The sequence below is a fragment of the Thermus brockianus genome (assembly GCF_021462505.1).
Taxonomy (GTDB): Bacteria; Deinococcota; Deinococci; order Deinococcales; family Thermaceae; genus Thermus; species Thermus hydrothermalis.
The window spans coordinates 1-8,254 of the sequence record NZ_JAKEDV010000017.1; the positions used below are offsets into that span (position 1 = coordinate 1).

Genomic DNA, 8,254 nt, shown 5'->3' on the forward strand with positions numbered 1-8,254 from the left:
CGCCCGACTTGCATGTCTTAGGCACGCCGCCAGCGTTCACCCTGAGCCAGGATCAAACTCTCCACAAAAAACGCCACTAGGGCGTTAATTGCGTATCTGCTTAGACCTCTGCTCTCCCCTTTTCAAGATCCCCCTGCTTGGGCTTTCGCCCGCGCAGCAAGAGCTATCCTATCAACCCCTCTACGCTTTGTCAAGCAGGTGAAGGTCTGAGCTCCCATCACTTAGTCCTGTAGGGGCTTGACCAAGGGAAAACAAAGAGGGGTTGGTAAAGGCATGCGAACGCTCCTCCTCCTTTAGACCACCACCTGGGCCCCCACGGTCTTCCGGCCCCTCAGGAAACCCGCGCCCACCCCTCCCCCTTTCCCTGCCCGAACCGAGTTAGGGGTCCAGGCCCTGGGGTATGTCCCCCTTTTCCTCACCTGGACCGGGGCTTTGACCGGGTCTCCCGGATAGGCAGGAGGAACGAGCATGGGTTTCCTCCTGGGGCTACGGGGCAAGCGGGAGGTGGAGATGGAGGAGGGGGAACGCTTCCTCTCAGGACCTAAAGGGGCAGGGGGTGGTAGCGCAACCTGAGGGGCAGGGCCTTTTCCACCTGGCTCGCCTCCTTCTGGCGGAGGGTCCTCCTTCCCTGCGGGGTGTGGCGGTGCGGGTGCTTGGGGGTCTTTCCCGGCAACCGGCACGGGGGAGTGCTGAGAGCTCAGAAGATCCCTTTGCTTGACAGGCTTCCCTTACCCGTGCTACCCTTCAAAAGGCTGAGGGCGGCTAGCTCAGCGGAAGAGCGCTCGCCTCACACGCGAGAGGTCGTAGGTTCAAGTCCTACGCCGCCCACCAGCTCCAGAACACAAAGCTTCCCCCCACGGTAGCGTGGGGGGAAACCCTTTAGCCGGTTTATCAGCCGGTCTATCCGTTCAGGCTTGGGCGCGGGGGGCGGGGTAGAGAAGTTCTTCCAGGTCCAGCACCCACCCCCGGCGCTCCTCCTCCAGAAGGTGGCGGTACACATTCAGGGTGATGGTGGGGCTGGCGTGGCCCAGCCGCTCACTCACCACCTCCAGGGGCACGCCCCGGGAGAGGGCCAGGGTGGCCCAGGTGTGCCTGAGGTCGTGCACCCTCACCCGGCCCAGGCCCGCCCTTTCCGCCAGGCGGCGCAGGTAGTGGTTGAACGCGTCCGGATCCACGGGCTTTACCCCGCCCACCAGGAAGAGCCCGTCCACCTCCTCCGGGGTGAGCCTCGCCAGAAGCTCCTCCCTCCGGGCCTTCAGGCGAAGGAGGAGGCCACGGGGCAAGGGCACCTTGCGCTTGGCCGTGGGGGTCTTGGGCTCGGAGAAGGCTCCCCTTCCGGCCACCTTTACCCAAGCCCGTCCCACGGTAAGCTCCCCGGCCTCCAGGTCTATGTCCCGCCATTGCAGGGCCAGGGCCTCGCCCCGGCGGAGCCCGGTTTCCAGCATGAGCCGGAGGAGCAGGGCCATGTCCTTGGACCGGGAGGCTTCGGCGGCCTCCAGAAGCCGGGCCACCTCGTGGGGCTCCAGGGCCCTGGCCGCCTTCTCCCCCTTGGGCAGGCGCACCTTCACGGCTTCGGCGGGGTTTCTGGCCACCAGTTCCAGCCGTAGGGCCTCCCGGAAGAGGGCCTTGAGCCGCATGAGCACCCGGCCCACGGTGCGGGGGGCGTAGCCTGCTTCCACCACCCGGTCCACGGCGGCCCGCACATGGACCGGCTTCACCTCCTGGAGCCGCATGCGGCCCAGGGGGTCGTGGGCCTTGGGGTCCTTGAGGGAGGGGAGGGCGTGGGCCAGCTCGTCCAAGGCCAGGCGGATGGAGTTCGGCCTAAGCCCCTCCCGCTCCAGGCGCTTCAGGTACTCCAGGGCGAAGTCCCGCGTGGTGAGCCTGGAAGGGTCGGTGAGGAGCCCCTTGGCCTGGGCGGCCACCATATCCGCCAGGGCCCTTTCGGCCTCCTTGCGGGTTTCGCAATGCTTCTCCCGCTTGACCTTCCGGCCCGTGGCGGGGTCTACCCAGGTGAGCTGGGCCACCCACTTCCCCTTGCCCTCGTGGTAGAAGACGCTTCCGCCCCCTTTGCCGCGCCTTCGCATCACCACCTCCTACGCTTCCTCCCCTTGCGCCAAAGCCACCGGGCCCGGCGTAGGGCCCACCGCTTGCCCACCCGGCCCCGGGCCAGCATCTTGGCGAAGCGAAGCCAGGACCAGAGCTTTCTAAGGTTCACGGTACTCCTTCCCCCCCAAGAACGCCTCCACGGCGGCCCTCGGGATGCGCCAAACCCGGCCCACCTTCACCGCGTGGAGCTTTTTGGCGTAGATGAGCTTTTCCACCGTCTTGCGGCTAACCCGGAGGAGCTTGGCCACTTCCTCCACGGTCAAGACTTCTCCTTGCATGCCCGTAAGATACCACAGAAGCCCGGAGGAGGGTAGTGAGGGGTGTTCATTCGCGAAATCTTACTTTCGCGAACGTGCCGCCCCCAAAGAGAAGACCCCCCGTGCCCATGCGGGAGGGGGGCTTGGGAGGCCACCGGCCCGGGGAGAAAACCGCAAAAACTCAGAATGGGTAAGGCCCCGGGGCAACCCGTCAGCCCTTGACGGGGAGGAGGGGTAGGCTAGAGGTTTCCCGGTGGCCGCAAAACCCCGGTTTTGGACCGCTATGGTCCGTTATCGGCCACCCCGAGGGCTAGCCCCCCTCTTCCCGGTGTTCCGTTTCGGAACGGAACGCTTAGTGTTCCGCTATGTTCCGAAACGCCAAAGTGTCCCGTTATGTCCCGTTTCGGCCAAAACCCCGGTTTGCGCCGCTATGAGCCGAAACGCCCAAGAGGGCCTTCCACACCAGCCTCGTGGCCCCTTCCAAATCTCCGAGAGTTCTCTTGCGCGTGGGCATTTTCTTCACCTCCTTACCCCTCACCCCCCGGGGGTTGCCACGCCCACAGGGTCTTGGGCGGGTCTACCCACACCGTACCGAGGGGGCCAAGGTCCACCGCCTCCTTGAGAAACTTCCCCCCGAGGTAGGGCCACATGCGGGCCGTGATGCCCGCGAACCTGGCCCACGGCCACATGGCCGCTACCCACCGGCTTACGGCGTGGAAGGGGGAAGGGTCCTCCGGCCCAACCTCGAGGCCCGGGACTTCCGGGGGTCCCGCTCCCTCCAGGTCAACCTCAAGCGCCAAACGCTTTGCACTCCGCTACAAGGGGTGCTAGAATCAGGGCAAACCCACCGGGCTGGGCCTGGGTTCCCGATAGCCCGGTGCAGGACGGGCGCCCCTCCAGGGGGGCGTTCCCCGTTTCATTTGGCCACCCTTCGCGGTCATGCCTCCTCCCACGGCGTGGCCCCCCAGTCCCGGTAGATGCCTCCTTCCACCTCCACGGGCACCGCGCCCCCAAGCACCTCCTCCATCCCCCGGCGCATGAGGGCGGTGAGGGTTTCCAGGTACTCCTTGGCCCCTTCCTCGGGGGACTCCAGTACCAGCTCGTCATGCACCGCCAGGACGGGGAAGGCTCCCCAGAGTAGGCCCCGGTTCTCCCAGAGGAGGGCCAGGGCCATCTTGAGCCCGTCCGCCCCGGTCCCCTGTACCGGGGTGTTGAGCTTTTCCGTGTACCGGGCCGTGGTCCTCCTCCGGCCCAAGAGGGTCCTCACCTCCACCTCCCCCTCAGGCTGGGACCGGTGCCAGCGCTTCAGGGTGGGGTAAGCCCGGAAGAACGCGTCCCGAAGCTTCTGGGCCTCCTCGAGGGTGAGCTTCACCCCGTAGGCGGTGAGGGCGTACCTCCTCAGCCCTTCCGCCCCCAGCCCGTAGAGAAGCCCGAAGTTCAGCGCCTTGGCCAGTTGCCGGCCCTCCTTGCCCACCTCTTCCAGGGGCTTCCCCAGGACCAGGCTGGCGGTGAGGGCGTGGAGGTCCTTCCCCTCCCGGAACGCTTGGAGCATCCGCCCTTCCCGGGCTATGGCGGCGGCGATGCGAAGTTCAATCTGGGAGAAGTCGGCCTTGAGGAACACCTTGCCCTCGGGGGCCCGGAAGGCCCTCCTTAGGGTGGGGTCCCGGGGCACCTGCTGAAGGTTGGGCTTCCGGCAAGCCATGCGGCCCGTTTCCGCGCCTATCTGTTGCCAGGAAGGGTGGATGCGCCCCGTGGCCGGGTTCAGGTGCTTGGCCCATTCCTTCCCGTAGGTGCTCACCCGCTTGGCCGCTTCCCGGTACCGGAGGAGCTTGGCCACCAGGGGGTGCTCCCGGTAGCCGGCCAGGGTGTCCTCCCGGGTGTCGGGGAGGTCCAAACCCTCCCCCTTCAGGTAGGCCAGCACCTGGGCGGGGCTGTTCCAGTTCACCCCGAAGGGGAGTTCCGCGCGTAGGGCTTCCGCCTCCCGTTCCGCTTCCCTGGCGGCCTCCTCCCAGAGTTCCGGGACGAAGGGCACCCCCTTAAGCTCCATCCACGCCACGGCGGGAAGGGCGCGGTGCTCCACCTCAAGGACCTTCTCAAGCCCCATGGCCCGGGCCCGCTTCTTCTGCTCCCCGTAGAGGGAGAGGGGCACCACCGCGTCAAGGGCGGCGTAGGCCACCTGTTCCGTGGAGAGGGGGCCGCTCCAGTCCGAGGTCTGCAAGGTCTTGTCTAGCCCCGGCGCTAAGTCCTTGAGGGCGGGCATGCGGGCTTGGGCGTGGAGCACCTGGTGGGCCAGCCCGGTGTCCCAAAGCCTTCTGCCGCTAGCCCCCCACACCCCGGCCTTGAGGAGGAAGAGGAGGTCAAACTTCAGGTTGTGGCCCACCAGCAAGGGCCCATCCTCCCGGGAGAGGAGGGGGTAGAAGACTTCAAGGGGAACGCCGAACAGGTCAAAGACGACCACCGCCCCCGGCATGGCCAGGGAGAGGATCCGGGGCCTCGAGGTGTGGGGGTCAAGCCCCGTGGTTTCCAGGTCCACCCCCAGGACGGGCTGGCGCATGAGGAGGTCCAAAAGCTCCCCCATGCCGGGGCCTACTTCTGGGATGTAGTGGAGTTCAAACCCCTCCACCCCCTCCGGCAACCCGGCCACCTCCACCACCCCAGCCTCGGGGGTAGCTACATGCCCCCCCGAAAACCCACCCGACAAACCCGACAGCCCCCCTTCAAAGCGGGGTTTATGCCCATCCTTATCGGCAAAATCGCTGTCGGGTACCCCACCCGACACCCACCCGACACCCCCCGACACTTCCCCGACACGGGGAGGGGTGCCGGGTTCTGCAGGGTCTTGCCGGGTAGGTGCCGGGTAGTCCACCCGGCAGGGGGTTTCATCGTGCAGGACGGAGTTTTTAGCCTCTTTTTCCCCCGGTGCCGGGTTTGCCGGGTGGGTTCCCGAGTCAATGAGTCGGGCCAGGGCCTCGAGGTCAATGGGCATACACACTCACCTCCAAACCCACCCGACAAACCCGACAAGCCACCTCCGGCGTGGCGTTTGCGCCCACCCTCATCGTAAAAACCCGTGTCGGGTTGAGTGCCCCGTGCTCACCCGACACCACCCGACAAAAGGGGCGGTGGGGGTAGGCTGTCGGGTCCTGTCGGGTAGTGTCGGGTCTTGTCGGGTGAACCACCCGACAAGGGTTTTCGCTGTCCAGGACGGCTTTTTTGGCCGTTTTGACCCCCCTTGTCGGGTTTGTCGGGTACCTTTTCGGGGGGTTAGTCCTCACGACCCACCTCCCGTATGCGGGGGTTGACCAGGTAGGCCCGGGCCTCGGGGTCATACACCACCCACCCCGCTTTCTCCAGAAGCCAGAGGGCCCGGCCCGCTTCCTCGGAAGTGGTGATGCCACCCCACTCGTTCCGGTACACCTCCCGGCGGGTGAAGCGCACCACCTTCCCCTCCTTGAGCCGCTTGGCCAGCCGGATGGCCGGGGAGATGTCCCCCACCTCTCCCACGCGCCAAGCCCGCTTGGCGTGGGGTTCAAGGATGGCCTTGACCAGGAAGATGGCCCGGGCCATGGTCCTCTCGCTTATCACCCCCGGTTCGCCCCACAAGGCGCTAAGGATGCCCGCAAGCCTGGCCGTGAGCCCCATCCGCTTGCTCAGGTACCCGCGCCACGCCTCGGGAAGCTCAGGGTTGCGTTGCTCCTGGAGGGTTTCAAAGCGCCACTCCTTCCAAAGCCGGTACGCCTCGGGGGAAGGGCTCACCCGGGCAGGCACCTCTTCGGACCAAAGCCGCATCACCAGGTCCCGGTAGCCCCAAAGCGTTTCCTCCGGCACCGGAGGGGGCTCCTTGACCGGAGGAAGGGGGTCAAGGACCACGGGGGTAAACCTCTGCAGTAGCCCATCCGCGTCCTCCCCTTTGCCAAGTCCACCCCGCACCACCTGGTGCCATGGCCCGGATTGAATACCGCCAAGGAGGGCCACCTGTGGCCGTGGTAGGTATGTGGTGCCCCTGCTCACCCGGTCCACCACGAAGGGGGTGCCGTGGTAGGCGCTGAGGAAGAACGCCCGCCCTTGGGCCCGGTCCTCCCGCCTCCAAGCGAGGAGAAGCCCCTTTAGCTCGTCCACCACAGCCAGCACGGCAGGGTTGCCCTCCAGGATGCTGGCCAGCTTCTCCGGGGTAGCGTCGCCAACCACCAACCGGCGGGGAACGGGGGGCTTGGGCTTCTCACCCCGCTCACCCTTCTTGGCGGCTTGCCACTCCAGAAGCTCCTGCTCGTACTCCTCCTGGGCCAGCCGGTTCTCTTCGGCAAGCGTTTGCTCAATGGTCCAAAGGGGCTTTGCGGCTTCCCGGATGATGGGGGTCTTCCCGCTTCCCGGCGGCCCCACCAGCACCGCCCAAAGGACGGGGGTTTCCTCCCAACCGGCGTTCGCGGGCTCGGGGGCCACCGCCAGCTTGCGGTGGGCCAAGACGGCGCTCACGGCGGCCAGCATGGCCACGGCGGGGGCGGTGGGCTCCACCAAAAGCTGGCCGGCCAGGGCGTTGGCCAGGTCCTCCATGGCCGGGGGGAGAAGCCCCCGCTTCCAGGGGGGCAAGGGGGCTTCCAGCTCCTCCAGGGGCTTGGGCTTGGGCCACTCCCTGGGCTCCTCCCCGAGGAGCTTGGCGATGGGGCTGGGGTCAAGCCCCACCTCCTTGAGGAAGGGAATGCCGCGCTTATTCGGGTAATCCGATGAGCTTGCGGCTTCGGCCAGCCGGCTTAGTTCCTCCCTCCAATCCTCGAGGGTGCGGGTATCCGCAAGCTCCCATGCCTCGTAGACCTTGGAGGTCCCGAGGAGCCCCTTCACTTCTTCCAGCACCCCGGCCCGGTGAGCCAGGTTGAGGAGGGTCATGGCCGCTTCATGCCGTGGCCCCGAGGGGCGGCGTTGCAAAGCAACCTCCAGGAACGGCACAGCCCGCACCAACCGGCGTATGGCCTCCGGGCTGGCGTACCGGGGCCGGAAGGGAAGGGAAACGGGGCTTTTGCTCCAAGCCTCGTAGAGGGGCCGGGGCTGGCCGTTTAGGTGGCCGAATAGGGGGAGGAAGAGCCCGTGCTGGCCGTTCGGGTACCCCTCCACCGCGTGCTCCTCCCCGAGGAGAAGCTTGGCCATGCGGGCTAACCCTCGGGCCAGAGCCTCGAGGTCTTCTTGGGGTTCCTCCAGGAAAATCCAGACCTTGGAGCCCCGAGTGTTGCCCGGGCCCGCGTAGGCGGGTATCTGCAAGGCGTTCAGGACCTCAACTAGGGGCCGAAGGTCCTTAAGCCCGGTGCGGTCAAGGTCAAGGTGCACCACCTTGTCCGGCACCAGCCCGAGGAGCCGGCGGCCCTCGAGGTGGGCCTGAAGGTCCTCCTCCGAAGGGGGCCGGTTTTCCCACCACACCCGCTTGCCCCCCTCCACAAGCTCCCCGAGGAGGGTGCGGGGCTGGGGCCGGGAAGCAACGTGTTCAATCACGGCCCACCTCCTCCCCGCCTTCCTCACCGGGCCATTCGGCCCCACAGCGCGGGCAGAAGATGCGGCCCCCGAGGTCGTAGCGCTCGGGGTCTTCCGGGACGGGGCAACCGCAATGCGGGCAGGTTGCCGTGTAGAATGGTTCCGTAGCCGCTAACACGGCAACCTCCTACCGCCCCCGGGCCTCCACCCCGGGGGTCTTCTCCAACTCCTCCATGCGGCCTTCAGCGATAGCCTCCGCCACGCGAAGCGGCACCAGGAGCCTCCGCCCCAGCCGCACCCCGTACCGGCGGGCAATCGCATAGGCCAAATCCCGCCCCACCTTGTCAGGTCCCAGGGCCTCCCTAAGAGGCTGTCGTAAAAGTCCTCCACGGCCAGCTACGCGGCCCTAGCCAGCCGCTTCACCAACAAGCGTA

At 66.9% G+C, this 8,254-nt stretch carries 7 protein-coding genes, 1 tRNA gene and 1 rRNA gene; 1 reads left to right on the top strand and 8 read right to left on the bottom strand.

The window, feature by feature from the left end:
• Positions 1–68 (bottom strand): 16S ribosomal RNA (locus tag LXN00_RS12470); the annotation flags it as partial.
• 688 nt (positions 69–756) lie between these two features.
• On the opposite strand from LXN00_RS12470, the gene LXN00_RS12475 reads away from it, so the two are divergent.
• Positions 757–831 (top strand) — tRNA-Val (locus LXN00_RS12475).
• A gap of 77 nt (positions 832–908) precedes the next feature.
• Here LXN00_RS12475 and LXN00_RS12480 read toward each other — a convergent pair.
• The 7 genes from LXN00_RS12480 to LXN00_RS12505 form a co-directional block, all read right to left on the bottom strand.
• On the bottom strand, positions 909–2,084 hold the full coding sequence (locus LXN00_RS12480; protein ID WP_015716573.1) for a site-specific integrase: 1,176 nt from the start codon (positions 2,082–2,084) through the stop codon (positions 909–911).
• Complete coding sequence (locus tag LXN00_RS12695) at positions 2,084–2,215, bottom strand: hypothetical protein (protein ID WP_015716574.1); 132 nt, start codon at positions 2,213–2,215, stop codon at positions 2,084–2,086. The genes LXN00_RS12480 and LXN00_RS12695 overlap by 1 nt, the downstream gene beginning before the upstream one ends.
• Positions 2,205–2,384 carry a helix-turn-helix domain-containing protein gene (locus tag LXN00_RS12485; RefSeq protein ID WP_015716575.1) on the bottom strand — a complete coding sequence of 60 codons (180 nt, stop codon included), beginning with the start codon at positions 2,382–2,384 and terminating at the stop codon, positions 2,205–2,207. The genes LXN00_RS12695 and LXN00_RS12485 overlap by 11 nt, the downstream gene beginning before the upstream one ends.
• Before the next feature lie 506 nt (positions 2,385–2,890).
• A complete protein-coding gene (locus LXN00_RS12490; RefSeq protein WP_234508700.1) occupies positions 2,891–3,163 on the bottom strand; it encodes a hypothetical protein in 273 nt (90 codons plus the stop codon).
• 137 nt (positions 3,164–3,300) lie between these two features.
• Entirely contained in the window at positions 3,301–5,013 is a 1,713-nt protein-coding gene (locus LXN00_RS12495) for a bifunctional 3'-5' exonuclease/DNA polymerase (RefSeq protein WP_234508702.1), read from the bottom strand.
• Between the two features lie 614 nt (positions 5,014–5,627).
• The gene (locus tag LXN00_RS12760) at positions 5,628–7,841 is read right to left on the bottom strand and encodes a DUF3987 domain-containing protein (protein WP_234508704.1); all 2,214 of its coding nucleotides are present in this window, start codon (positions 7,839–7,841) and stop codon (positions 5,628–5,630) included.
• 166 nt (positions 7,842–8,007) lie between these two features.
• Positions 8,008–8,148 (bottom strand): hypothetical protein, encoded by a 141-nt coding sequence (locus tag LXN00_RS12505; RefSeq protein WP_234508706.1) that lies wholly within the window; start codon positions 8,146–8,148, stop codon positions 8,008–8,010.
• Positions 8,149–8,254 lie beyond the last annotated feature (106 nt).

Coding starts and splice junctions, on each gene's coding strand:
- LXN00_RS12480 (WP_015716573.1), bottom strand. CDS start 2,084: ATGCGAAGGCGCGGCAAAGGGGGCGGAAGCGTCTTCTACCACGAGGGC.
- LXN00_RS12485 (WP_015716575.1), bottom strand. CDS start 2,384: ATGCAAGGAGAAGTCTTGACCGTGGAGGAAGTGGCCAAGCTCCTCCGG.